At 44.9% G+C, this 26,810-nt stretch carries 25 protein-coding genes; 22 read left to right on the forward strand and 3 right to left on the reverse strand.

The features are described 5' to 3' along the window. The first annotated feature begins 24 nt into the window (after positions 1–24). The 22 genes from AEST_RS06905 to AEST_RS07010 all read left to right on the forward strand — a co-directional run bounded on the left by AEST_RS06905 (position 25) and on the right by AEST_RS07010 (position 23,375). Positions 25–1,173, forward strand: coding sequence for an O-antigen ligase family protein (locus tag AEST_RS06905; protein ID WP_169313973.1), 1,149 nt, complete (start codon positions 25–27; stop codon positions 1,171–1,173). Further along, positions 1,170–2,315 (forward strand): glycosyltransferase family 4 protein, encoded by a 1,146-nt coding sequence (locus AEST_RS06910; protein WP_008608022.1) that lies wholly within the window; start codon positions 1,170–1,172, stop codon positions 2,313–2,315. Before AEST_RS06905 ends, AEST_RS06910 begins: the two co-directional genes overlap by 4 nt. A 10-nt stretch (positions 2,316–2,325) precedes the next feature. Continuing rightward, on the forward strand, positions 2,326–3,534 hold the full coding sequence (locus AEST_RS06915; protein ID WP_008608023.1) for a glycosyltransferase: 1,209 nt from the start codon (positions 2,326–2,328) through the stop codon (positions 3,532–3,534). Between the two features lie 3 nt (positions 3,535–3,537). Continuing rightward, complete coding sequence (locus AEST_RS06920; RefSeq protein WP_008608024.1) at positions 3,538–4,674, forward strand: N-acetyl sugar amidotransferase; 1,137 nt, start codon at positions 3,538–3,540, stop codon at positions 4,672–4,674. Next, a complete protein-coding gene (gene hisH / locus AEST_RS06925; protein WP_008608025.1) occupies positions 4,671–5,288 on the forward strand; it encodes an imidazole glycerol phosphate synthase subunit HisH in 618 nt (205 codons plus the stop codon). Before AEST_RS06920 ends, hisH begins: the two co-directional genes overlap by 4 nt. A gap of 2 nt (positions 5,289–5,290) precedes the next feature. Then, positions 5,291–6,076 carry an AglZ/HisF2 family acetamidino modification protein gene (locus tag AEST_RS06930; protein WP_008608026.1) on the forward strand — a complete coding sequence of 262 codons (786 nt, stop codon included), beginning with the start codon at positions 5,291–5,293 and terminating at the stop codon, positions 6,074–6,076. After that, positions 6,063–7,097, forward strand: coding sequence for a polysaccharide biosynthesis protein (locus AEST_RS06935; RefSeq protein ID WP_039925238.1), 1,035 nt, complete (start codon positions 6,063–6,065; stop codon positions 7,095–7,097). Before AEST_RS06930 ends, AEST_RS06935 begins: the two co-directional genes overlap by 14 nt. 4 nt (positions 7,098–7,101) lie before the next feature. Then, positions 7,102–8,208 carry a UDP-2-acetamido-2,6-beta-L-arabino-hexul-4-ose reductase gene (gene wbjC / locus AEST_RS06940; protein WP_008608028.1) on the forward strand — a complete coding sequence of 369 codons (1,107 nt, stop codon included), beginning with the start codon at positions 7,102–7,104 and terminating at the stop codon, positions 8,206–8,208. Between the two features lie 3 nt (positions 8,209–8,211). After that, positions 8,212–9,342, forward strand: coding sequence for a non-hydrolyzing UDP-N-acetylglucosamine 2-epimerase (gene wecB, locus AEST_RS06945; protein WP_008608030.1), 1,131 nt, complete (start codon positions 8,212–8,214; stop codon positions 9,340–9,342). A gap of 1 nt (position 9,343) precedes the next feature. Further along, positions 9,344–10,555, forward strand: coding sequence for a glycosyltransferase family 4 protein (locus tag AEST_RS06950; RefSeq protein WP_008608032.1), 1,212 nt, complete (start codon positions 9,344–9,346; stop codon positions 10,553–10,555). Continuing rightward, positions 10,552–11,487 (forward strand): UDP-glucose 4-epimerase family protein, encoded by a 936-nt coding sequence (locus AEST_RS06955; protein ID WP_008608033.1) that lies wholly within the window; start codon positions 10,552–10,554, stop codon positions 11,485–11,487. The genes AEST_RS06950 and AEST_RS06955 overlap by 4 nt, the downstream gene beginning before the upstream one ends. Continuing rightward, the gene (locus AEST_RS06960; protein WP_008608034.1) at positions 11,481–12,035 is read left to right on the forward strand and encodes a sugar transferase; all 555 of its coding nucleotides are present in this window, start codon (positions 11,481–11,483) and stop codon (positions 12,033–12,035) included. Before AEST_RS06955 ends, AEST_RS06960 begins: the two co-directional genes overlap by 7 nt. A 42-nt stretch (positions 12,036–12,077) precedes the next feature. Continuing rightward, a complete protein-coding gene (locus AEST_RS06965) occupies positions 12,078–13,481 on the forward strand; it encodes an MBL fold metallo-hydrolase RNA specificity domain-containing protein (protein WP_008608035.1) in 1,404 nt (467 codons plus the stop codon). A gap of 19 nt (positions 13,482–13,500) precedes the next feature. Further along, positions 13,501–14,844: a UDP-glucose dehydrogenase family protein gene (locus AEST_RS06970; RefSeq protein WP_008608036.1), complete on the forward strand. Its 1,344-nt coding sequence runs from the start codon at positions 13,501–13,503 to the stop codon at positions 14,842–14,844. Between the two features lie 10 nt (positions 14,845–14,854). After that, positions 14,855–15,859 carry an NAD-dependent epimerase gene (locus AEST_RS06975; protein WP_008608037.1) on the forward strand — a complete coding sequence of 335 codons (1,005 nt, stop codon included), beginning with the start codon at positions 14,855–14,857 and terminating at the stop codon, positions 15,857–15,859. Positions 15,860–15,909: 50 nt separating this feature from the next. Further along, positions 15,910–16,818, forward strand: coding sequence for a UTP--glucose-1-phosphate uridylyltransferase GalU (gene galU, locus AEST_RS06980; protein WP_008608038.1), 909 nt, complete (start codon positions 15,910–15,912; stop codon positions 16,816–16,818). Positions 16,819–16,902: 84 nt separating this feature from the next. Continuing rightward, positions 16,903–18,888 (forward strand): polysaccharide biosynthesis protein, encoded by a 1,986-nt coding sequence (locus AEST_RS06985; RefSeq protein ID WP_008608039.1) that lies wholly within the window; start codon positions 16,903–16,905, stop codon positions 18,886–18,888. Positions 18,889–18,974: 86 nt separating this feature from the next. Next, positions 18,975–19,358, forward strand: a complete 384-nt coding sequence (locus AEST_RS06990; protein ID WP_008608040.1) for a hypothetical protein — start codon at positions 18,975–18,977, stop codon at positions 19,356–19,358. A 77-nt stretch (positions 19,359–19,435) separates the two neighbouring features. After that, entirely contained in the window at positions 19,436–20,125 is a 690-nt protein-coding gene (locus tag AEST_RS06995) for a YjbF family lipoprotein (protein WP_008608041.1), read from the forward strand. 3 nt (positions 20,126–20,128) lie between these two features. Then, positions 20,129–20,860 carry a capsule biosynthesis GfcC family protein gene (locus tag AEST_RS07000; RefSeq protein ID WP_008608042.1) on the forward strand — a complete coding sequence of 244 codons (732 nt, stop codon included), beginning with the start codon at positions 20,129–20,131 and terminating at the stop codon, positions 20,858–20,860. A gap of 65 nt (positions 20,861–20,925) precedes the next feature. Beyond that, complete coding sequence (locus tag AEST_RS07005; protein WP_008608043.1) at positions 20,926–22,968, forward strand: YjbH domain-containing protein; 2,043 nt, start codon at positions 20,926–20,928, stop codon at positions 22,966–22,968. Between the two features lie 101 nt (positions 22,969–23,069). Next, complete coding sequence (locus tag AEST_RS07010; protein WP_008608044.1) at positions 23,070–23,375, forward strand: DUF6170 family protein; 306 nt, start codon at positions 23,070–23,072, stop codon at positions 23,373–23,375. Positions 23,376–23,426: 51 nt separating this feature from the next. Here the strand turns inward: AEST_RS07010 and AEST_RS16795 are convergent, their stop codons facing one another. The 3 genes from AEST_RS16795 to AEST_RS07020 form a co-directional block, all read right to left on the reverse strand. Beyond that, positions 23,427–24,164: an IS4 family transposase gene (locus tag AEST_RS16795; RefSeq protein WP_083840401.1), complete on the reverse strand. Its 738-nt coding sequence runs from the start codon at positions 24,162–24,164 to the stop codon at positions 23,427–23,429. Beyond that, positions 24,127–24,636: a hypothetical protein gene (locus AEST_RS16800; protein WP_156803873.1), complete on the reverse strand. Its 510-nt coding sequence runs from the start codon at positions 24,634–24,636 to the stop codon at positions 24,127–24,129. Before AEST_RS16800 ends, AEST_RS16795 begins: the two co-directional genes overlap by 38 nt. A 161-nt stretch (positions 24,637–24,797) precedes the next feature. Next, positions 24,798–26,684: a propionyl-CoA synthetase gene (locus AEST_RS07020; protein WP_338009703.1), complete on the reverse strand. Its 1,887-nt coding sequence runs from the start codon at positions 26,682–26,684 to the stop codon at positions 24,798–24,800. Positions 26,685–26,810 lie beyond the last annotated feature (126 nt).

Below are 26,810 nucleotides of genomic sequence, written 5' to 3' on the forward strand. Positions count from 1 at the left end.
ACCACAGTGTTTTATTTATCACTGATGTCTGTTCCAATATATTTTACTTTTGCGAGTGTTTTTGGTATTGCAAATGTTGAAGGTGAAACTACTATTTATTTCACATTATTCGTTTTATTAATTTTTTTTACTCAATTGCTCCTTTACTTTTTTACCTTATTAAAGGGTTCAATTTTAAGAAGCGAACTTTTTCTACTGTTGTTTATATTTTTATTAATTTCTCTCAGTTTTGGTATTGGTGTATTTTATGACTTAAAATTGGATAATTTTTACCTGTTTATTATAATGGGCATCACAGGTTTCTTATTGTACTTTTCTTCTGTAAAAATTTACTCTTTCAAAAATATTAGTTTGGATACATATTATTTAAGTTTATTTTTTTCGTGGCTGTTTATTTTTGCAATTTTTAAAGTTTTCACAGTGTCTGAAATTTTTAGTGACATAAACTTAGGCGGTGCTACATATCAAACAATATCCTACACAGCTGTATTGCTGTTTGGTTTATTACTTTTTTTGTTACCAAACACCTGTAAAAATAAGATTTTTTGCCTTGTTTTATATTTTTTGAATTTCATAACACTTGTTTCTCTTTCGTTTATAATGTTTCTTGGTGGTAGCAAAGGTGCATTTTTAGTATTTGTTTTATATTTGTTTTATTTTTTTATATTAAAATTTAGAATTTTGACACTTTTGAGTTGGCTAGCTATCGGTATGTCTTTGGCGATGCTAGGTTCAATCATCACATATGATATTTCAATCTTTGAAGTTGGCTTTAATCGAATATTGGCTTTTTTTGACCCCGATATTAGTATGTCTGAGAGGGCAACCGGTAGAGATTCTTATTACCAAAATTTTCTAACGCTATTTGAAGAGTCACCTTTTTTTGGTTATGGCTTACTATCATCAAATGGTTACGTCAGCAATTCACACAATTTATTTACTATGTTCATGCTTCAGTTTGGCTTTTTCGGTGTTATAAAGTCAGTATTTATCATACTGCTTTTGCTAATAACAGTTTTAAAAATTGACTTTAAAAGAAATTTATTTTTCGGCGTTTTACTTGTTCATGTCTTTGTCATGCTGATGTTTTCTGGGCAGTATTTTTCAACATTATTGTACTGGTTTGTTTTATCTTTTATGGTCGATAACCTATTTCGTGAGCATTCAACATGACAAGTTTAAATGAAAAAAAGACTAAGGTATTGGTGGTGACTAATCTTTTACCTCATTATCAAATTGATTTTTTTAACTACTTAAAATCAAATTACTGTGATGTTGATCTAATAGTTGCAGCTGATATTGAAACAAATGATCCACTTAATTTTTACAATAAAAAAGCCATTAATTTTGAAGTTGTCAATAACAAAATGTACTTTATAAAAGGGCTAATATTTCGTAGAGGAGTATTAGAGCTTATAAATAAAATAAAACCCGATAAATTAATAATATACGCTAATCCACGTGAATTGAGTTTATCATTTTTGATGTTGCTCTTGAAACTAAGAGGTGTAGAATTTTACATTCATGGAATGTTTCATCGCATTGGTGGACAAAAATTTTACTCAAGTCTTTACTATAGATTATCTTCTTTTCTTGCCAAAAAAGTATTTGTTTACAGTAGGAAAGGAGCAGAAGTCTTGCTCGCCTTGGGCGTAGACTATAGTAAAATAAATGTAATAGGGACTGCAATTGACGAAACAGTCTCACTAACTGAGGCTGAATTAATAAACGAAACACAGCTCAATGATTTTAAGGTTTCAAATTCTCTTATCAATCGAAAAATCGCTTTGCAAGTTGTTAGATTATCTTCTATAAAGCAGCCTGAGTTAATAGTCGAAGTCGCAGCATTATTAAAATCAGAATTTCCAGAAATACTTTTTGTTTTAATAGGTGGCGGTGAGTTATACAACGATATTAGGAATAAAATAGATTTTCTCGGCCTTCAAGATAATGTTTTAATGCTAGGCCCGATTTATGATAAGCAGGAACTTTCACTTTGGTTTAAATCGGCATCTGTTTTTGTGATTCCAACTTGTATAGGCCTGAGTGCACACCATGCAATGTCTTATGGTTTGCCAGTGATAACTGATGATAACCTTTTAAATCAAGCATCTGAATTCGATATACTATCTGATGGTTTGAATTCCATTATATATAAAAGCGGATCTATTAAGGATTTTGCAAATGCAATTGTACAGGTCTTGCATGATGAAGACTATCGATTGTCCCTTTCACTCAACGCTTTAGCTACTGTTAAAGTTAAGCACAGCTTAGCCAATAAAGCCAGAAATTATTACCGTGCTTTATTTTCATGAAGGTTCTTTTATGAAAATCGCTATTATCGATGTTAATTTTGATTTTTCGAGTACAGGGAAAATTGTAAAAGATCTTATGATTTACTTTGAAAGCGTTGGTCATGAAGTTCAAGCTTTTTATGGAAGAGGGCAAAGTAATCTAACACAGCTTTCAGTAACTAAGATATCTAATGATTTGGAAACTTATTTTCATGCTGGTTTAACTAGGCTAACCGGTTTTACAGGTTGTTTTTCTTATTTTTCAACTAAGTATCTCATTGAAAGATTAGAAGCTTTTAAACCAGACGTAGTTCATTTGCATGAGCTGCATGGTTATTATATTAATATTTATACGGTTGTTGATTGGTTAAAGAAAAATGAAATACCTGTTGTTTGGACTTTTCATTGCGAGTTCATGTATACAGGTAAGTGTGGTCATTCACATGAATGTAATAAGTGGAAATCAGGCTGTGGTGAATGTCCCCTTTTGAAAGAATACCCAGCTTCTTTTATTGACCAGACCGCTCATATGTTTTCGAAGAAGAAGAAACTTTTTGAAAGTTTTGAATATCTTAAAATTGTTACACCTTCTGAATGGCTTTTAGGTAGAGTGAAGCAGTCTTTTTTGAGTAATAAAGATAGTCGTGTGATTTTCAATGGCATTGACACGGATAATGTTTTTTATCCAAGAATGACATCTCCACAGAAATTAACTGGCTTTGATTTTTCCAAACCTATTGTTTTGGCTGTGGCTCCAAATATATTAGATGCCAATAAAGGTGGTGATTGGGTCATTGAACTTGCCAAGAGGTTTACATCTGAATTGAATTTTATTTTGGTTGGCGTCAATAATCTTACAAGACATTATCCTGATAATGTATTTCCTTTTCCAAAAACTTCTGATCAATCTGAATTAGCTGAGTTTTATTCTGTTTCTGATTTATTTGTTATTTGCAGCAAAAGAGAAAACTTTCCAACTACATGTTTAGAGTCACTTTCTTGTGGTACACCAGTAATCGGGTTTGATGGGGGGGGGACTAAAGAAACTGCTCCTTTACCTTATGGTAAATTTGTTGAATATGGTGATTTAGATTCACTAGAAAACGAAATTAGAAAATTTTTTAATAGAACTTCTAGTTTAGCAGATGCTAATCAGTGTAGAGATTTTGCCCTCCGGACTTATTCTAAACAAGTTATGGCACAAAATTACTTAAACCTTTATCAAGAGAATTTTGGATAAATTATGAATATTGAAGCAATGTGCAATCGTTGCATTATGGACAGCAGTGATAGTCAAATTAAATTTGACTCTAAGGGCCTTTGTGACCACTGCAATAATTTTGATCTAAACATTAAACCAAACTGGCATACTGATCAGCAAGGCTATGCCGAGTTAATGAAAGCTGCTGAGCTGATCAAGCAAGAAGGTAAAGGCAAAGACTTTGACTGTATTATTGGTTTAAGTGGTGGTTTAGATAGTTCTTATACCGCTTATGTTGCAAAAGAGGTCATGGGTTTACGGCCGTTACTGTTTCATGTTGATGCAGGTTGGAATACCGACCAGGCCGTTGGCAATATCGAAAAATTAGTTGATGGTTTGGGTCTTAATCTGTACACCGAAGTGATTAACTGGGAGGAGATGAAAGACCTTCAGGTTGCGTTTCTGAAATCTGGTATTCCGGACCAGGATATCCCGCAGGATTGCGCGTTTTTTTCCGCATTGTACAAGTTTGCTCGTAAGAACAAGATTAAGTATGTGCTGACGGGTGGCAACTTCTCCACTGAATGCTGTCGCGAGCCGAACGAATGGGGAGCCTACCCGGGTATTGATAAAACCTTTATTACTGATATCCATAAAAAGTTCGGTAAGCGTAAGCTAAAAACTTTCCCGATTATTGATGTGTTAGTTTACAAGGTGTTCCATCACCGGGTATTGGGTATGAAGGTATTTAAGCCTCTTAACCTGGTGCCATATATTAAGAAGGAAGCGGAGCAACTGTTAAAGGAAAAGTATGGGTGGCAGCCGTTCCAGCATAAGCATCACGAGTCACGCTTTACCCGTTTTTATGAAGACTACTGGATGCCGCGTAAATTTGGTTACGAAAAACGTCGTGCGCATTTTTCTAGCCTGATTATGACTGGCCAGATGACGAGAGAGCAGGCACTTGAGCGCATTGCTAAACCTGAGCTATCAGACGAATTTATGAAAAATGAGTTTAAGTATGTAGCAAACAAGCTTGGACTAAGTGTGGATGAGCTACAGCAGATTTTTGAACAGCCGAACAAGAGTTATCGTGATTACAAGAATAAACTTTGGTTAATTCAGTTGGGTGCCAAGCTAATCAATATGTTAGGTATTGAAAGAAGGCATTACAGATGATTGCACTTATTGACTACGGCATTGGTAACCTGCAGGCGTTTTTAAACCTTTATCAGCGCTTGCATATTCCGGTCATGGTGGCGACTACACCTGAACATATTGAGCAGGCTGATAAGTTAATTCTGCCGGGTGTTGGTCATTTTGATCATGCGATGCAGCTGTTTAATGCGTCTGTTATGAAGGACGCTGTAGTACGCAGAGTGACGGAACAAAATGTGCCAATTATTGGCATTTGTGTCGGGATGCAGATGTTGGCGTTTTCTAGTGAAGAAGGCGTTGAACCCGGTTTAGGCTGGGTGCCTGGGCGCGTGCGTTCATTAAAAAACGCGCTTGCTCACACACAGTTACCTATGCCGCATATGGGCTGGAATGATGTGGTGGCTGCGAAGGATGCGCCGCTGTTTAAATCGTTCAACCCTGATGACACGCGGTTCTATTTCTTGCATTCGTACTATTTTGAACCCGAGCAGGCCGATTTTTGTATGGCTCGTTGCGATTACGGCATTTCATTTAGTTGCGCGGTGCGTAAAGGAAATGTGTTTGGCGTGCAGTTTCATCCCGAAAAAAGTCATCATTTTGGTGAGCAGTTGCTGAAGAATTTCGCGGAGTTATAGCCATGCTTAGACCAAGATTAATTCCCTGTTTATTAATTCAGGATGGTGGCTTAGTGAAAACCACCAAGTTTAAAGATGCTAAGTATGTCGGCGACCCTATTAACGCGGTACGCATTTTTAACGAAAAAGAAGCCGACGAGCTTGTGGTGTTGGATATTGATGCCACAGTGCATCGGGTTGAACCCAATTACGAGCGTATCGCACATCTGGCTGCAGAATGTCGGATGCCACTTTGTTATGGTGGTGGGATAAAAACAGCTGAACAAGCGAAGCGTATTACGGCTTTGGGTGTTGAAAAGGTGGCGATCAGTTCTGCCGCCCTAGAGAACCCACAACTGATTGCCGAAATGGCGGCAGAAATAGGCAGCCAGAGCGTGGTTGTAGTGCTTGACGTGAAAAAGAAGCTGTTAAGTAAACACTACGAAGTCTGGACTCATAATGGCAAACACAATACCAAGCGCAGCCCGCTAGATGTGATAGCGGAGGTTCAGGCACAAGGTGCCGGCGAAGTGGTAATCAACTTTATTGAGCATGAAGGCACGATGAAAGGCATGCCGCTTGATGCGATAAAAATGTTTAAAGCTGCCTGCCGGGTGCCCTTTACGGTAATGGGTGGTGCAGGCTCACTGGATGATCTGGGTGACGTGGTGGCGGAGAACGGCTTGCTTGGTGTAGCAGCCGGTAGCCTGTTTGTGTTTAAAGGCCCTTATCGTGCAGTTTTGATTAATTATCCGACACAGGCGCAAAAGCGTGAGAAGATATATGGACGGTGTCATGTTCAGAAATAAAATTTTACTTATTACCGGTGGTACCGGCTCGTTCGGTAATGCGGTGTTAAAGCGTTTTTTAGATACCGATATCGCCGAAATTCGTATCTTCAGTCGTGATGAGAAAAAACAGGATGATATGCGAAAAAAGTATAATCATCCGAAGCTGAAGTTTTATATTGGTGACGTGCGTGATTATAACAGCGTTCTCAATGCCACCCGTGGCGTAGACTTCATTTATCATGCCGCAGCGTTGAAGCAGGTGCCCAGTTGTGAGTTTTACCCAATGGAAGCGGTGAAGACAAACGTGATTGGTACTGAGAATGTGTTAGAAGCCGCTATTGTCAACGGTGTGGCCCGTGTGGTGTGTTTAAGCACTGACAAAGCGGTATACCCGATTAATGCCATGGGCATCTCAAAAGCGATGATGGAAAAGGTAATGGTGGCTAAAGCCCGTAACCTGGACCCGGCAAAAACCGTGATTTGTGGTACCCGCTACGGTAATGTGATGGCCTCGCGCGGCTCGGTTATCCCGCTATTTGTTGATTTGGTTCGCGCTGGAAAGCCTATTACTATCACTGATCCGAATATGACGCGTTTTATGATGACTTTGGAGGACGCTGTAGATCTGGTGTTGTACGCATTTGAACATGGCGACAACGGCGATATCTTTGTACAAAAAGCACCTGCCGCAACAATAAATGTATTAACTCAAGCGTTGCTGGAGCTGATGCAAACCCCAGAGCACCCGGTAAATGTCATTGGTACCCGTCATGGCGAAAAGCTATTTGAAGCGCTGTTAAGCCGGGAAGAGCGTGCCTGTGCTATAGATATGGGCGATTATTACCGTGTACCACCTGATAATCGTGATTTAAATTACGGTAAGTTCTTTGACCAGGGCGATAAAACGATTGCCGAGCTGGAAGATTACAACTCTCACAATACCGAGCGTTTGGATGTAGCAGGAATGAAGCAATTGTTGCTTAAACTAGACTTTATTCGCGCTATTACCCGGGGTGAAGCTGCCACTGCAGAGGATTGATATTATGAAAGTTTTGGTAACCGGTGCCAATGGCTTTATTGGCAAAAACCTGATCATTAGTTTGCAGCGCAACCCCAGTATTGAGGTGATTAAATTTACCCGTGATATGCCTTTAGAATCGCTCCCCGGGTTATTGTCACAAGCTGATTTTATTTTTCATTTAGCTGGTATCAACCGGCCGCAAGATGACAATGAGTTTGCAACAGGCAATGCCGATCTAACGGGGGCAATTTGTCAGGCTATCAGAGAGAGTGGCCGCAAAATTCCTATTGTTTTAACATCCTCTATTCAGGCCGAGCGCCATAATGCCTATGGCAAAAGTAAGTTAATGGCAGAAATGCATCTTTTGAATTTGCACCTGGAAACGGGCAACAAAGTGTATATTTATCGCCTGCCAAATGTGTTTGGTAAATGGTGTAAGCCAAACTACAACTCAGCTGTGGCTACTTTTTGCCACAATATAAGCCGTGGTTTACCAATCCAGGTTAATGACCGTTCTGTTGAGTTAAAACTGGTCCACATTGGTGCCGTTGTTACTTCGTTTCTGAAAGTGTTGCACCAGCAACCTGAAGAGCAGTTGTATATCAATGTTGATCCCGTGTATCAGGTCACTTTGGGGGATCTCGTTGATCAGCTTTACAAGTTCAGAGATAGCCGTGAGAGCCTAATTACCGAACCGGTAGGCGAGGGTTTTATCCGGGTACTTTATGCAACTTATATTAGTTACATTCCACCAGATAAGTTTAATTATGGTTTAACCAAGCATGAAGATAAGCGTGGTTGCTTTGTAGAAATGCTTAAAACCAGAGATTCGGGCCAATTCTCCTTTTTTACCGCTCATCCCGGTGTTACCCGTGGCGGCCACTACCACCATGTAAAAACAGAAAAGTTTTTGGTGATTAAAGGCAAAGCCCGGTTTGGCTTCCGCCATATTATTACTGATGAAGTCATCGAGATTTTTACCAGCGGCGACATGCCTGAAATTGTGGAAACAGTTCCTGGTTGGTCACATGACATTACCAATATCGGCGACGATGAAATGGTGGTAATGCTATGGGCGAATGAAAACTTTGACCGTGAACGCCCTGATACTGTTGCATATAAGGTGTAATTAATGAACAAGTTAAAAGTGATGACTGTTGTCGGTACTCGCCCGGAAATTATTCGTTTGTCCAGAGTGATGGCAGCTTTAGAGCAGCATTGTGAGCATATTATTGTACACACCGGCCAGAATTACGATTTTGAACTTAATCAGGTTTTCTTTGACGACTTGGGTGTACGTAAGCCCGATTACTTTTTAAATGCTGCGGGTAGCACCGGAGCAGAAACCATCGGAAACGTGATTATTGCCGTAGATAAAGTACTGGCGGAAGTTAACCCGGATGCGATGTTGGTCTTGGGTGATACCAATAGCTGTATGGCGGTGATTCCTGCTAAACGCCGTAAAATCCCAACTTTCCATATGGAGGCGGGTAACCGCTGCTTCGACATGCGGGTGCCTGAAGAAATTAACCGCCGTATCGTTGACCATACCGCCGATATTAACCTTACTTATAGCAGCATTGCCCGTGACTACTTGCTTGCTGAGGGTATTCCTGCCGATAGGGTTATTAAAACCGGTAGCCCAATGTTTGAAGTTCTAAACCATTACATGCCGCAAATTGATGGTTCTGATGTATTAAATCGGCTGGAGCTAACCGAGCGTGAGTTTTTTGTCATTAGCGCGCACCGCGAAGAGAACGTCGATTCGCCGAAGAACCTGCACAAACTGGCCGCGGTACTTAACGGTTTAGCTGAAAAGTATGGTCATCCCGTCATTGTCTCCACACACCCTCGAACCCGTAAGCGAATCGAAGAGCAAGGTGTAGTCTTCAACCCGCTAGTGCAGTTACTAAAGCCACTGGGTTTTCACGACTACAACAAGCTGCAAAAGTCAGCTAAGGCCGTATTATCCGACAGTGGTACCATTAGTGAAGAGTCGTCCATCATGAACTTCCCGGCTTTGAATATTCGTGAAGCGCATGAGCGGCCAGAAGCCTTTGAAGAGGCCTCGGTAATGATGGTGGGTCTTGAGGTTGAACGTGTGTTTCAGGCATTACAGGTTTTGGATAGCCAACCAAGTGGTGACACACGTTTGCTGCGTCCTGTTTATGATTACAGCATGCCTAATGTCTCTGATAAGGTCGTTCGGATCGTCCATAGTTACCGCGATTATGTGATGCGTGTGGTTTGGAAGCAGTATTGATATGAGATTTGCGCTGTTACCGGATGCGTATCTACCATCCAGCACCTTAGTACACGCTAAAATGTTTCATGAACTAGCACATGAATTGCAAAATCGTGGTCATAAAGCAGTTGTGATTACGCCGGGTGAGCCTGACCAAAAAACATTACTTGTTGAGGAAATATACGATGGTGTTGAAGTATGGCGTTTTCGCACCGGTCGAACTCGTGGCGTTGGCAAAGTAAAGCGAGCCTTGAACGAATCTTTGTTGTCTATTAATGCCTGGCGTGCCATCTGTCATAAAGTTAAAGCAGAACCTTTTGATGGCTGTATTAACTATTCGCCCACTATTTTCTTTGGACCCTTAGCGAAGAAATTAAAAGCCCATGGCGCTTTCGTCTATTTGATTCTGCGCGACATGTTCCCGCAATGGGTAATTGATCAGGGCATGATCAAAGAAGGCTCCGTGATAGCGCGTTATTTCCGTTACTTTGAGCGTCTGAACTACCAGGCATCCGACTGCATTGGTGTCATGTCCGATGCCAATCTGAAATTATTTCATCATTTACATCCGGGCTATCCAAATGTGAAGGTTCTAATGAATTGGGCAGATACTCGACCATTAATTCGTGAGACTGTTGCAACGAATTGGCGTGATGCTTGGGGCTTGGGCGATAAAATAGTGTTCTTTTATGGTGGAAATATTGGTCATGCACAGGACATGACAAATTTAATGCGTCTTGCCAGAACCATGCAAAGTGAACAGCGTGCACACTTTTTGTTTGTCGGGCAAGGCGATGAGGTTGAGTTAATACATCAGCTTAAAGCTGAATGGCAGCTTGATAATGTCACTATCAAACCCTCCGTTTCGCAGCAGGTATATCGAGAGTTGTTAACTCAAATTGATATTGGTTTGTTTTCATTATCAGCTAAACACACCGCCCATAACTTTCCTGGCAAGCTCCTGGGCTATATGGTTGAGTCGCTACCTATTCTGGGTAGCGTCAATGCAGGAAATGATGTGATTGACTTAATCAATAATCACAGTGCTGGTTTTGTTTTCGAGAATGGTGATGATGAGGCTCTCAGTAACGCTGCTAAAGTGTTGCTTTTATCACCAGAGCAGCGCATGAAATGTGGTGAGCAGGCGAGGGCACTGTTGGAAAGCTATTTTTCAGTTGAGTCAGCTGTTTCACAGATATTACAACAAGTTCAAAATAGAGGTGCGGCTTGAGTATCTTAATTACCGGCCATACCGGTTTTGTTGGCCAAGCGTTAGTAAAAGTTTTAGCTGAAAACACACTACGACTCGTCGGGCGTCGTCACATAGCGGGGCAGTCAGGACAGTATTTTCAAAAAGAGCTTACTGCTACTGAAGACTACTCAGACTGCCTGGCCGGCGTTTCGGTCGTCATTCATGCGGCTGCGCGAGTACATGTGATGGATGATACTGCTGCAGACCCGCTGGCAGCATACCGTGAGGTCAACGTTGCCGGAACTCTTAATCTGGCTCGTCAAGCCGCAGCGTCCGGCGTAAAGCGTTTTATTTTTATTAGTACGATTAAAGTAAATGGTGAAGCTACGCTCCCAGATCAGCCGTTTACTGCGCGTGATTTAAGCAAAGCAACTGATCCTTACGGGATTTCTAAAGCCGAAGCCGAAGCAACTTTAAAAAAATTGTGTTTGGACACCGGAATGGAGCTTGTAGTAATTCGTCCTCCGCTGGTATATGGTCCGGGAGTAAAAGCAAATTTTGCTGCGATGCTACGTTTCGCAAAAAGGAACTTGCCGCTACCTCTAGGTGCTATTCGTAACCAGCGAAGTATGGTCGCGCTCAGCAATCTGGTCGACCTGATAAAGGTTTGTATTGATCATCCCAAAGCTGCCAATCAAACATTTTTAGTGAGTGATGACCGTGACCTGTCAACCACCGAGCTGTTACAGCTAATGGTTCGAGCCTATGGAAAAACTCCCAGACTTATCCCAGTGCCTATGAGTTGGTTTAATATTATTGGCAAACTAACGGGTAAACAGGCGGTAATTGCCAGACTCTTTGGTAATTTACAAGTTGATATTAACGACACCAAAACTACGCTTAATTGGCGTCCACCAGTGTCGGTTGAGGATGGTATTAAAAGTTGTATACCAAAAGAGGATCTATGTTAATTCGGCTGTTGGACATTTTATTTGCACTCTGTGGGTTAGTGTTTGGTTTTCCGGTTCTGGTTATTCTGACGATTATAGGCCTGTTTGACACCGGCTCACCAATATTCCGGCAGGTTCGGGTTGGCCGTTATAAAAAGCCTTTCACACTGGTTAAGTTTAGAACTATGCGAAAAGACACGGCATCTGTTGCCAGTCATTTAGCCAGTGCCAGCGCTATTACGCCTTTTGGTGGTTTTTTGCGGAAGACGAAGCTGGACGAGCTACCACAGTTATGGAATGTGCTATGGGGCGATATGAGCTTAGTTGGTCCTCGTCCTGGGCTTTTTAATCAAGAAGAGTTAACAGCTGCACGTGATAAGCTCGGTATTTACAATGCACGCCCGGGTATTACGGGCTTGGCGCAGGTCAATGAAATCGATATGTCTACGCCAGAACTGCTGGCTGAAACTGATGCCAAAATGCTGCAAAACCTGACATTGGCAGACTACTTTAAATATATTTTTATGACTGTAGCCGGTAAAGGGAGTGGCGATAGGGTAAAAAAATAGTAAACTCTATGCTGTGGATCTAATGCTGCAAAAAGGGAGTTTATGCAGAGTAGCTTTGAGCAGCCGGTAATATTGCACCACGGCGCCGTTGACGGTGTTACCGGCTCTTGTCATGAATATCAATTAGCTCCTGGTTATGCAGTGCTAATTGATTGTGGCCTATTTCAGGGAGACGAGCAGGGCAATGGTAGCAAGGCCAACCTTGCTATCAATTTTCCGCTTAACCATATTCAGGCACTTATCGTTACTCATGTCCATATTGATCATGTAGGACGAATTCCTTATTTGCTGGCCGCCGGTTTTACCGGCCCAATTTTTTGCTCTGAAGCCTCAGCTCATCTGTTACCTTTAGTGTTGGAAGATGCCCTTAAAGTTGGTGTAACGCGCGACGAGCAGCTGATTCACGGCTTTTTACGTACCATTGCCCACCAGATTGTGCCCTGTAAGTTTAACGCCTGGCTTGAATTACCGCCCTTTAACGGTACTAACGCGCACTTCCGGCTACAAAAGGCCGGCCATATCCTTGGTTCAGCCTATGTTGAAATTAAACATTTGCTCAATGCAAAGCCCTTTATTACGGTGTTTTCTGGTGATTTAGGCGCGCCTTACTCTCCGTTGTTACCTGCCCCTAAACCACCTTACGCAGCTGATATTGTTGTTATTGAAAGCACTTATGGCGATAAACTGCATGAAAACCGGCGCAGTCGAATTAAGCGCTTAGAGCAGGTGTTGCTGCACTCATTACAGGACAACGGCACCGTGTTATTCCCGGCCTTTAGTATTGGCCGCACTCAGGAACTGCTCTACGAGCTTGAAACCTTAATCCATCGCCTGCGCAATAAAAAAATCCATCAGCATTTGCGCTGGCAAGAGTTAACAGTCATTGTAGATTCACCTTTAGCGGCTAAATTTAATGTTGCTTATCAGCAGTTGGCTGCCTGTTGGGATAACGAAGCTAAAAAGCGTTTACTGCAGGGGCGGCATCCGCTTAGCTTTGCGCAGTTACATACGATCGATAGCCATTCACAGCATCTTGCCGCGGTAAATTTGCTGGCCAGCACCCGCAAACCGGCTATTGTTATTGCTGCTAGCGGTATGTGTGAGGGGGGCAGGGTAGTGAATTATTTAAAAGCGATGCTGGGCGATCCTGTGCACCAGGTGGTTTTTGTCGGTTATCAGGCGCGGGGTACACTTGGTGCGGCGATCCAGCAATATGGTCCGCAACAAGGTTATGTTACTATTGACGGCCAGCGTATTGATATTAAGGCAGAAGTGTTAACATTAAGCGGTTATTCTGCCCATGCCGATCAGCAGGGTTTAGTTAATTTTATAAAAGGCATGCGGCGACGGCCAAAACAAGTGCGAATTGTACACGGCGATCTGCCAGCAAAGCAGGCATTACAGGCCGCGTTAGTTAAATATGCTAACCAGGTTGTAATTGCCTGATGTTGAGTAAAGGGATGATATGAAAGTCACAGTTTTTGGTATTGGTTATGTCGGCCTGGTGCAGGCCGCGGTATTAGCTGAGGTTGGCCATCAGGTTCTCTGTGTCGACGTAAATGCCGAGCGGGTAGAAAACCTTAAAAAAGGTATTATCCCGATTTATGAACCTGGCTTAACACCGCTGGTAGAAAAGCACTTTGCCAGTGGTTATCTCAATTTTACTACCGACGCTCAGGCTGGTGTGCTGCATGGCGACGTGCAATTTATCGCCGTGGGCACGCCACCCGATGAAGATGGCTCTGCCGATTTACAGTATGTGTTGGCGGTGGCAAAAACTATCGCTACTTATATGCAGTCACCTAAGGTGGTTATCGATAAATCTACGGTACCCGTTGGTACCGCAGATAAAGTTAAGGCCGCTATTGCTTCGGTACTGGCAGAGCGTGGCCAACAGCTTGATTTCGATGTGGTATCAAACCCCGAGTTTTTGAAAGAGGGCGCCGCCGTTAATGACTGTATGCGACCCGATCGCATTATTGTTGGTACCTACGACGAGCGTCCTAAAGATCTGATGCGTGAGCTGTATGAGCCCTTTAACCGTAATCATGACAAAATGATTTTTATGGATGTGCGCTCTGCTGAGCTCACTAAGTATGCGGCTAACTGTATGCTTGCTACTAAAATTTCATTTATGAATGAAATGGCCAATTTAGCAGAACTTTTGGGTGCTGATATCGAAGCAGTGCGCAAAGGTATTGGCTCTGATCCCCGTATTGGTTACCACTTTATATATCCCGGCTGTGGCTATGGTGGCTCTTGTTTCCCTAAAGATGTGCAGGCCTTGATTCGCTCGTCAGAGCAAATGGGCTATAGCCCTAAGGTGCTGCAAGCTGTTGAGGCGGTCAACAATAAGCAAAAATATAAGCTGCCTGAGCTGATTAAACAGCACTTTGATACTGAGCTGGCAGGCAAAACTATTGCGCTGTGGGGCTTAAGTTTTAAACCCAACACCGATGATATGCGTGAAGCCAGTAGCCGGGTATTAATGGAGCAGTTATGGGCTGCCGGGGTAAAAGTGCAAGCTTATGATCCTGAAGCGATGGAAGAAACCCAGCGCATTTATGGTGTGCGTGATGACTTAACCCTGGTGGGGACCAAAGAGGCGGCCTTAAAAGGTGCTGATGCCTTGGTTATTTGTACCGAGTGGCAACAGTTCCGCGCGCCTGATTTTGATTTAATCAAATCGCAGTTACGCCAGGCTGTGATTTTTGATGGCCGTAACTTGTACGATCCGCGCCGCTTAGCCCAGCGAGGCTTTATCTATTATGCCATTGGCCGTGGTGAAACCGTGCGCAAACCAAGCTGATGGAGCGAGTATGAAATTTCTGGTTACCGGCGCCGCAGGCTTTATTGGTTTTTATGTGTGTCAGCGTTTGTTACAGCAAGGGCACCAGGTGGTGGGCCTGGATAATCTCAATGCCTATTACCCGGTACAGCTAAAACGTGATCGTCTGGCACAGCTGCTAGCGCAACCTGGCTTTCGGTTTGAACAGCTTGATTTAGCGGATCGCGCCGGTATTGCCAATCTTTTTGCCAAAGAAGGCTTTCAGCGGGTTATTCACCTTGGCGCTCAGGCGGGCGTACGATACTCACTGCAAAATCCGATGGCCTATGCTGATAGTAACCTTACCGGTACCCTTACCATTCTGGAGGGCTGCCGCCAGCACCGGGTTGAGCACCTGGTTTATGCTTCATCCAGCTCCGTCTATGGCATGAATAGCAAAATGCCATTTAGTACGCACGACAGAGTGGACCATCCGGTATCACTCTATGCGGCTACCAAAAAAGCTAACGAATTAATGGCCCATTCATATAGCCATTTGTATGGTATTCCCACTACGGGGTTAAGGTTCTTTACTGTTTACGGGCCCTGGGGCCGGCCAGATATGGCACCGTTTTTATTTACTAAGGCCATTTTAGCCGGTGAGCCTATCAAAGTATTTAACCATGGCGAGATGTTGCGTGACTTTACCTATATTGATGACATAGTTGAAGGTGTAGTGCGCATCCAGCAGCTGCCTCCCAAGCCAACGCCGGGCTGGGATGGCAGCGACGCCAGTCGCAGCTTCGCGCCGTATAAAATTTTTAATATTGGTAATAATCAGCCGGTAAAACTGATGACCTTTATCGAAGCCATTGAGCAAGCTACCGGTAAAATGGCCGTAAAAGAATATTTGCCGATGCAGGCTGGTGATGTGCCGGCGACCTTTGCGGATATTGATGACTTACAGGCAGCGGTAGGTTTTAAACCATCTACACCTATTACACTGGGTATGCAGCGCTTTGTAGACTGGTACCGCAGCTATTACAATGTTGAGTAGTTAGCAAAATGGTAAACACACTACTAAAAATAAAATGGAAATTGGAATAAATGCAAACAAATATTGTGCGTAAAGCAGTGATCCCTGTTGCCGGCCTCGGTACCCGGATGTTACCGGCAACTAAAGCTATTCCTAAAGAAATGCTACCAGTAGTGGATAAACCGCTTATTCAGTATGTAGTACAGGAGTGTATTGCTGCGGGTATTAAAGAGATTGTGTTGGTTACACATTCATCCAAGAACAGTATAGAAAACCATTTTGATAAAAGTTTTGAGCTGGAATCGATGCTGGAAAAACGCGTCAAACGCCAGCTGTTAGATGAAGTACAAAATATCTGCCCAAAAGACGTAACTATTATGCATGTTAGGCAAGGCGAAGCTAAGGGACTAGGGCATGCCGTGCTGTGCGCACTACCTCTAGTTGGCGATGCGCCCTTTGCGGTGCTGTTGCCTGACGTTATTGTCGATAGTTACGACTGTGATTTAACGCATGACAACCTGGCAGAGATGGTTGAGCTTTTTACGCAATCGCAGGTTAGCCAGGTGATGGTAGAGCCGGTGCCGAGGCAGAATGTTAGCAGTTATGGTATTGCTGATGTTGCCGGTGTTGAATTATCGGCTGGCGAGTCAGTAAAAATAACCGAAATTGTTGAAAAGCCAAGCGTAGAACAGTCGCCGTCAAACCTCGCAGTAGTCGGACGTTATGTGTTTAGTAAGGATATCTGGCCTTGCCTTAAGCGTACACCTATTGGTGCCGGTGACGAAATTCAACTAACAGACGCTATAGCGATGTTACTTGAGCAGCAGCAAGTCAACGCTTATCAAATTAAAGGCCGCAGCCATGATTGCGGTAATAAGCTTGGCTATATGCAAGCCTTTGTTGAGTTTGGCTTACGGGATAAATATCTTGGTCCTGACTTTCAGAAATGGTTACAGCAGTTGTTGCAGGGTAACCGTTAATAACTACTGGTTTTAGTGCTATACTTGAGCCAATTTTTGCTGTTTAAGTGCCGGTTACTGAAGCCGGCATAATGGAGTTAAAACATGCTTGCATGGTTGCTGGCGCTGCCTCGCTCGGCTAAGCGCATGATTTCAGTGGCAATAGATACCGTATTTTTATCGCTTTCTATTTATCTGGCCTTTGTACTTACCCAGAATGGTAATGCTCGCCAGCTATCTGATATTACACTGGCGTTTATTATTACTCTGCCGCTTACCTTGCTTATTTTTACCAAGCTTGGCTTATACCGTGCGGTAATTCGGTATGTTGGCCAGCACGCGCTGGGCGCGGTGTTATTTGGTATTTTAGGTAGTGCCGCCTTATTGGCTGCATTGTTTATGTTTTTTGACGTTGAGCAGCGTACCAATCTGGTTATTGTTTATGCATTAATAGCCTTGGTTACCTCAGGCGGTGTTCGTTTATTAGCCAGAATGCTGCTAGAGCAGCGCAATAACGGCCATAAAACCCGGGTGCTGATCTATGGTGCCGGCTCTTCGGGGCGGCAGTTAGCCCAAGCCTTAATGAATGGTGACCAATACCATCCAGTGGCCTTTGTTGACGATGACAACACGCTACAACGTTCAACTATTCTCGGTATCCCGGTAGGTAGCCCGAATAATATTCCCGGTTTAATTAAGCAAAAAAATATTGGCCGTATTCTGTTGGCGATGCCGTCAGCCAGTCGCGGCCGGCGTCGCGAGGTATTAGATAAGCTCGAGGCTTTGCCACTGCCAGTATTATCAATACCGGGTATGAGTGATTTAGTGAACGGCAGTATGCGTATTGATGAGCTGCAGGATGTTAAAATTGAAGACCTATTGGGGCGCGACCCGGTAGCACCGAAGAAAAAACTATTGCATGCCAATATTAAAGGTAAGGTGGTCATGGTTACCGGTGCCGGCGGCTCTATTGGCTCTGAACTATGCCGACAAATTATTCGCTGTGAACCGCTAACGCTGGTGCTATTTGAACTGTCTGAATATGCTCTTTATGCTATCGAGCAGGAGCTTAAAGCCTTAATTTGTAATGAATGTCTTGAGATCAACCTGGTGCCGGTAATGGGCACTGTGCAGCGGCAAAGCCGGCTTGAAAGCGTGATGCGCGCCTTTGGTGTGCATACTGTTTATCATGCCGCAGCCTATAAGCATGTGCCTTTGGTGGAATATAACGTTGTTGAAGGTGTACGCAATAATGTGTTCGGTACCTGGTATGCCGCTGAGGCCGCAATCAAAGCCGGGGTAGAAACCTTTGTCCTTATCTCTACCGATAAAGCTGTGCGGCCAACCAATGTAATGGGCGCCTCTAAAAGGCTGGCAGAGCTGGTGTTACAGGCGTTGGCACAGTACCAAACTAAAACCCGTTTTTGTATGGTGCGCTTTGGTAATGTATTGGGTTCATCTGGTTCAGTGGTGCCACTGTTCCGGGAACAAATTCGAAAGGGCGGCCCCGTTACCGTTACCCATAAAGATATTATCCGCTATTTTATGACCATTCCGGAAGCCGCTCAGCTGGTGCTGCAAGCTGGTGCTATGGGTAAGGGCGGTGATGTATTTGTATTAGATATGGGCGAGCCGGTTCGTATTGCCGAGTTGGCCCGCCGCATGATCCACCTAATGGGCCTGGAAGTGCGGGACGAAGAGCACCCACACGGCGATATTGAAATTAAATATACCGGCTTGCGTCCCGGCGAAAAGCTGTATGAAGAATTATTAATTGGCAACAATGTGCGCAAAACCGAACATAGCCGTATTATGGCAGCAGATGAAGTATGCCTGAGCTGGCCTGAGATGGAGCATTTGTTGGCTCGATTAGATACCGCCTGTAATCGCTTTGCCGTGGAAGATATTATTGCACTGATTCGCAGTGCGCCTACCGAGTTTAATTACAGTAACGCCACCAGTGATCTGGTTGTAAATGCGGCTTGTCCGGTGGATACCCGCAAGCAATTAGAGGTTTTAGCTGCTGCCGATACTTCCAGACCGCTTGTAACTGTTCTTAAACAAACGGAGGGTAAACAACAAATTGCTTAGTTTTCAATTTAGGCATTGTATAAACTTTAAACTTGGTTTAAGCTGCTACGTAATCGGAATTCGGTTTAACCATTGAGGGATATTTTATGAAAAAAACTTTAGTAGCAATCTCTGCTGCTCTGGCTTTAGCCAGTGTTGGTGCTGTTGCTCAATCATCTGATAATGCCGGTGGCACTGCTGCTTCTGGTGCTACTGTTGGCGGTGTGGCAGTTGGTACTATTGTAGCTGGTGCTGTTGCTGCGGGTGTATTAGCAGCTATCGTTTCTAATAGCTCAGGCGTTACATTGCCACCAGTGCCACCAACGCCACAACCACAACCAAGCTGTAATGGTTCAGACCCATTAGTTGGTGGTGCTTGTGTTGGTACTACTGTTACTAATACCGTTACGTTAACAGGTACTGGTACTGCTACAGGTACAACCACTGCGACAGCTACTACTACTTTTACTTACGCACCAACACTGCGTTAATAGTTGTGTCGTTTAAAAAGCCGCCTTTAGGCGGCTTTTTTATTCAATAATTTCTTAAGTTGCCAGGATAGCAAACAATGAAGAACGCTGTTTATGCGCTATGTACGGCGGTAATTTGTAGCCTTGGTTTGGCCGGCTGCTCGGGTACTTACCAGGCTTACCGTGATACCCTAAGCTATGCTTTTAAACCACCGGCTGATATCGAACTTTCTAATGAACAGGTAACTGCCTCACCGGTAGATTTACTCTATTTTCGTTATGGCGAGCAGCGCCAGGTGGTGTTGGCCCTGGCCTTTATGGAGCATAATCAGCAAAAGTGGATTTCTGCTGATAACGCTGTTGTGGTAATGCAATATGGTCGGATAGTCCGTACCGCTGGCTTGCCGCATAATTTGCTTTTTGTAACCGCCAGTACCGAAGATCCTTTAACCCGCGGCGTAACTTCCTTAGCTGGCAGTAGCTGGCAAAGTCTTACTGACTGGCAACAGGATGAATATGGCTATTTGGTACAAAGCCAGTTTAGCCAACCAAAGCCAGAAACACTGGTAATACTTGATCATAGCTTTAACGTATTAAAAGTAACTGAAACTTTAAGCTATAAAACCCGGCCGCAATTTTGGCGCTTTGATCAGCAGTGGCAAAACGAATACTGGTTTGAGCAATCCTCTGGCCAATTATTGAAATCTCGTCAGCAATATGCGCCTTTTCAGCCGCTTACCGAAATGGTTTTTGTCAGTCGGGCCGCTCGTTTAGCTAAGGCAGGATAACCTATGCGTTTACTAAAAAAACTCACTTTACTAGCCGCTGTGCTGCTAACCTTGCCAGTGTCAGCACAGGTGGTAGTACACAGCGCTGGCCAGTCGATAACCTTTGAGCAACCCGTGCGGCTAGATGCTGTACTAGCGCCACTAGTGCGCTCTGCTGATATTTATTGGCCTGCCGCCGCCTTGTATGACACTAACGTCCCTGAAGCAGAACAACTGCGCAGCGAAACCTTAACCCTGCTGCAGGAACTGCAACAAAGTGCTAAACCAGAGGTGCAGCAGGTATTACTGCAGTTAGCAAGCCGCATCGCTGATTGGCGTTTAGCTAGACGCTTACCTTTTGTCATTGATTATGATTTGGCACGTATTAATCTTGCAGCCAACCCGCTATTGCCGGCTGGTGACTATATTTTACAGCTCCCCCGTCGGCCTGATACGGTAGTGCTAATAGGCGCTATTCGCGGTGGCATTATCTCTCATGCGCATACGCCGGCGACTGCGGTCAATGATTACTTGCAGCGTGCTAAGTTACAGTCCGCAGATACCAACCTCGTTCAGCTATTACAGGCCGATGGCCGACTGGTTCAGGTACCGCTATCCGGCGCTTCCACGATATATCAGGAAGCACAACCCGGAGCAGCTTTATTTGTACCTTTTCGCAGTTCGTTGTTTAGCCGTGATTATCAGCGCCTAAACCAACTCTTGGTTGAACTTATGCAGTATAGGGTTGCAGTATGAATCGGATAACTATTAAACACCTGCTACCATTTGCGCTATCGCCGCTTCTGCTAGCCATGTCCGCAATGGTTAATGCCGAACAACGCTGGCAGTTACCACCGGCAGGGGTATCACAAGGTGCTCATGGTGGCGTAGGTTTAATTCAGGTACCAACAGCTCGCATGGCGTCGGAAGGGAATTTAGCGATTAACTACTCGGATAATGAAGAGTATCGTTTTTGGTCCGTAAGCACACAGTTGTTCCCGTGGTTAGAGGCTACAGTACGTTATACAGATGTTCGTACGCAGTTATATAGTGATGATCCAGGTTTTAGCGGTAATCAAACCTATAAAGATAAAGGTATTGATGCCAAAGTTCGCTTGTGGCGTGAGTCACAATGGTTACCTGAGTTCGCAGTAGGTTTTCGTGATTTGGGCGGTACAGGCCTTTTTGAAAGCGAATTCGCAGTTTTAAGTAAAAAATTTGGCGATTTTGATTTACATCTGGGGATGGGCTGGGGATATCTTGGTAACACCGCAAATATTACAAACCCATTTTGTAGTTTGGCTGAAAGTTTCTGTTTACGAGCTGCAGATGTTGGGCGTGGTGGCACCGTCAAGTACGATAATTTCTTTAAAGGCTCAGCCTCGGTTTACGGTGGTATTGAATACCAAACGCCCTGGCAACCGCTACGTTTAAAGCTCGAATATGAAGGCAATAACTACGTCAATGACTTTGCTGGCGCTCTGGCGCAAGATAGCCGTTGGAACTTGGGTGCGGTATACCATTGGCGTGATTTTGATTTTAGCCTGAACTATCAGCGCGGTAATACCTTGGGTTTTGGTGTTTCCTATGCGCTTAATTTGCATAATGCCGCTGGCTATAAAGTAAAACCGCCACTACGTGATGTTCCTGCTGAGCCAAAGGTGGCACAGTTTGACCAGGTACAGCGAGAGCAATTGATTTATGACTTGCTTTATCAGGCGGGCTTTTTAGTTAAGAGTTCAGCTCTGGCAGATGGGGTATTAACCGTTTATGGTAATCAGATAGCCTATCGCGATCACGAAGAAGCGTTAGAACGGATTGGGCGTATTTTAGCGGCCGAGTTACCTGCGGATATCACAACCTATAAGATTGTAAATCTGAACGGCAATATTCCAATGCTGGAGTCGGTGATTGATGCAAGTGAGTTTAAGGCGGTGGCCCGTAACGAACGTTTAGGTGCACCTTTTACCTCAACCTATGTGCGGCAGGATGTCTCGGCGCAAAGTCTGGCTGATTTTAAACCGCTGGTAACCAAAGGTTTTTACACTAATATGGAGCTATTCTGGATCCAAACCTTTGGTAGCCCGGAAGAGTTTTATATGTATCAGGGCGGTGTTATCCTTGGCGCGGGCTATAGTTTTAACCCTAACTGGGCGCTGCATGCCTCCAGCAAAGTAACCTTATTAGAAAACTTTGATAAGTTTAACTTTACTGTAGATGCTTTTGACACTGAGCTACCACGGGTGCGGACCTTTATTCGTGAATATGTTACCCGTAGTAAAATTACCCTGGATACACTGTACGGCAATTGGCAGGAGCGGTTAGCACCAAATCTTTATGGTCAGCTTTATGCTGGCTATCTGGAAGCCATGTACGGCGGGGTAGGTGGCGAGGTGATGTATCGCCCGGTAGACAGTAATTGGGCTGTTGGTTTTGATCTGAACTATGTGCGGCAACGTTCTTATGAAAACGATTTTAGCTTTTTCGATTACAAGGTACTTACTGGCCACGCCAATATTTATTGGAAACCGGATTTTCTGCCTGATACCCAGCTAACATTCAACGTTGGGCGTTTTCTGGCAAAAGATTTGGGCGTTAACGTCGACTTCGCCAAGCGTTTTAACAGCGGCATAGTGATGGGGGCTTACGCGGCCATTACCGATGTATCGTCAGAGCAATATGGTGAGGGGAGTTTCACGAAAGGGTTCTATATTTCGATCCCATTCGATTTGTTCTCTATCACGCCGGCGACGGGCCGTGGCAAGTTGCCATGGATCCCAATCTCCCGCGATGGTGGGCAAATGCTGAACCGGCCGAGCATGCTCTACAACATGACCGAGCAACGCTCCCCCTTCTTCGACTAATTATCCACAGCACTCCGGTACCGGTCTGACCTGTTTATCCACAGCACTCCGGTACCGGTCTTACCAGTTAGCGGGTAGGATTGAGGTTTTAAGGTATAGCGATGATTTATTTCAACAGTCAAAGTATCCCGGAATTACAAGGACTTAACTTTTCGCAGCGGATGCAGATTATTCGTACGGCAGCAGATCGTTTGCCAGCACCGACCAAAATTACCCTGAATATTATTAAGCTGATTATTTTATCAGTGCTGTTTATTATGATTGCCCGCGCCGATGGCTGGGCAATAGCAGGCTATATACTGCTATTGGTGGTGCTCTATCCGCTGATCACCAGACCTATCACCTTCTATCTTTGCCGTAAGCAGTTTGCGACTATTCGCCGCCAGCAGTTTCCAGAGCAAAACTAAGTTATCCACAGCACTCCGGTACCGATCAGAGCCTGATAGATCCCCACGATTTTAAGCCTCCCACCGAACAGCATACTCCAAAGTATGCTGTCGGAGTCGCTCGAAGACATCAATGCCTTCCATCAATTCATCTATGACATCAAAGCATCTGGCTAGTAATCGTCGCCCCAAAGACAGACAGCTCATGACAAAAGTGTCCCTAACGGTATTCGCCTGGAAGTAGCGGGCAAAGCCGGCAACCCGACCAAGCAGCCCAATCAAATAGAGATACAGACCCGCAAGGGTCGAAATCATTACCATTATCGCTAAACGAGTCATTTTCTTTGTATTATGCATGCTCATACCTAAGCCAAACCGCACCGACTTCATATCTCGGAAGCTTTCCTCTATCTGCATTCGGGCTTGATAACGCTTCACAATGCCATTGGCTTGGCCTTGGTGAGTGACAGCTAATGACGTCGCTAAAAGCCAGGGCTCTTTCCAGCTCTTTGCTGCCAGTTCATTCCTATTACTTTGGTTTCGCTCACCTTTTCTGTTGTAAACTCGTCGTCCTTTGGCTTTGTCTTTAAACAGCACAAAATTGGTGATTAATGGGTTTTCTTTGGCTAACTCGACATGATTGAACCATTGCGCCCGTTTAGTGGCTCTGGGATACAGCGAGGTACAGCGCTGCCACGGCAGCGGAGTAAGGCGATAATTTGTTTGGTTTCTCACCCGGCCAACATAATCCCATCCGATATCCAGTACTTGCCTAAACCAAGGGCCACGAAATCCGGCGTCTGTAACGATAACCGGGCTTGCAGCTTGCCGGTAGTATTGCGTGAAGGCGCCTTAGAAATTGCTGATGAGTTTGGGGTTTATCTTTAGTCGCCAGGGAATGCACTTCCTCATAAAGGGTTATCGAGCGCCCCTCACATGCCAATGCGGCGCGCAGCAGGAAGAACTGCTGACCGGGCTCTAAGTCTGACCAGTCGACCAAAATCACTGGCTGTGCTTGATAACCTGCAAAATATCGGGCCAGTTGCTGATAAATGTGCGGTAACTCATAAAAAAGTTGCGTATTGGAGAGCAGGCGATCAGCACTTTTTATTCGATGCTTTTCATAGGCTTGCGTGTCAAGGTTCCGCCCAAGCGAAGTGACTGTGAGTTGCTGCTGGGTCGAGGCACTTAAGACTATATTTTGTAGCGCCTTGCGCCGGGCACTATGCATAGAAGGTGTGACAGCGTGAATGAAATTGGTTAGGATGTGCTGAACATTCATGGCGATTCCTGATTGTTTTTTTTGGCGAAAGATCTGATCATCGAGCGCCATGAATGTTCCCTTCCTATACCAATTTATTTAATCCTTTGTTTTATCATCCTATTTCGTGGGGATACCTCAGGGATCAGAGCTCTTACCGGTACCGGAGACGTGTGGATAAATCAGGCGAGGCCGTGCTGTTTCATCAACGCTTCGAGTTCAGGTAGGCTGGCCGGATCGTCAATGGTGGAAGGGATCTGATAGGCCTGGCCTTCGCCGATCTGGCGCAGCAGTTTACGCAGGATTTTGCCGGAGCGGGTTTTCGGTAGCCGCGGCACGACTAAAGCGCGTTTAAAGCAAGCGACAGCGCCAATTTCCTGTCTTACCAATGCGACTAACTCATCCTGCACAGTCTTGGCATCGGTGTTGACGCCGTTTTTCAGTAGCACAAAGCCAACAGGTTGCTGACCTTTAAGTTCATCCGGTAAGCCTATAACGCAACACTCGGCAACCGCTGGGTGCGAAGCGATGATTTCTTCCATTTCACCGGTAGAAAGCCGGTGCCCGGCAACATTGATCACATCGTCAGTGCGACCCATCACAAACAGATAGCCATCCTCATCCAGGTATCCGCCATCGCCTGTCGCATAATAGCCTGGAAATTGGCTCAAATAACCCGCCACATAGCGATCCGGATTACCCCACACTGTACTTAAACAGCCGGGCGGTAAGGGAAGCTTAATCGCAATATTGCCCTGTTGGTTGGCAGCGACCGGTTGTCCTTCGTCATTGAGGATTTGTACGTTATAGCCCGGTACCGGACGGGTTGCCGAGCCAGCTTTGGCAGGTAGTAATTCAACGCCTGCCAGATTAGCACAAATCGCCCAGCCGGTTTCAGTTTGCCACCAGTGATCAATAACCGGCTTACCTGAGACTTCGCAAGCCCAGTGATAGGTTGGGGGATCCAGCCGCTCGCCGGCCATAAAGATGGTTTCCAGTTTACTCAAATCATGCTGCTTCATCAGCTCTGCATTGGGATCTTCTTTGCGGATGGCCCGAAATGCCGTAGGCGCCGCAAAAATCGCCTTAACACCATACTCGGCACAAACTCGCCAGAAAGCGCCGGCATCAGGTGTAAAAACCGGTTTACCTTCATAGAGGATGGTCGTGCAGCCTGCTAATAGCGGGGCATAGACGATATAAGAATGGCCAACAACCCAACCGACATCGGATGCAGCCCAGAACACTTCGCCAGGTTTAATATTGTAGATAGCGTGCATGCTATAGTGCAGAGCAACGGCATGACCACCGTTATCACGCACCACGCCTTTGGGTTTGCCGGTGGTACCAGAGGTATACAGAATATATAACGGATCAGTGCTTTTTACCGGAGTGGGAGCTGCCGGGCTGGCAGTGGTCATTTCGGCTTGCCAATCGAGATCCCGGCCGGCAACTAAATTGGCGACTTGCTGCGGCCGTTGAAAAATAATACAGCGATCGGGCTGGTGGCTGGCTTTCTCCAGAGCGCTGTCGAGCAGTGGCTTGTAGCTAATCACACGGTTAATTTCGATACCACAGGAGGCGCTTACCACTACCTTAGGTTTGGCATCATCAATCCGCACTGCCAGTTCATGCGGTGCAAAGCCGCCGAATACCACCGAATGAATGGCACCGAGGCGCGCTGTCGCTAGCATTGCAATTGCAGCCTGCGGGATCATCGGCATATAAATGACCACCCGATCTCCCTTGGTTACGCCCTGAGCTTGTAATACTCCAGCAAAAAGCGCGACCTCATCCCGCAATTCGCGGTAACTGTAACGACGTTTACTGCCGGTAACCGGAGAGTCGTAAAACATGGCAGTTTGTTCGCCGCGGCCTTGCTCCACATGGTAGTCGAGTGCCAGGTAGCTGGTATTTAGCTCGCCATCGGCAAACCACTGATATTGCCCTTGCTGTTCGGTGAGTACCTGAGTTGGTTGCTTAAACCAGGCCAGCTTACTGGCTTTGTCGCCCCAGAATTTAACAGCATTGTCGACGGATCCTTGGTATTCGGTATGGTAAGACATGATTTTGCCCCTGTTGGTGGTCTTTATGTCGACACTTTACAAAATTTTACGCTGAATAAAACTTAGACTATTGGCTATAACCCCGCCAATTTTTATCCACAGCACTCCGGTACCGGTCTGAGGTCAGAG

The organism is Alishewanella aestuarii B11 (genome assembly GCF_000280055.1).
Lineage (GTDB): Bacteria > Pseudomonadota > Gammaproteobacteria > Enterobacterales > Alteromonadaceae > Alishewanella > Alishewanella aestuarii.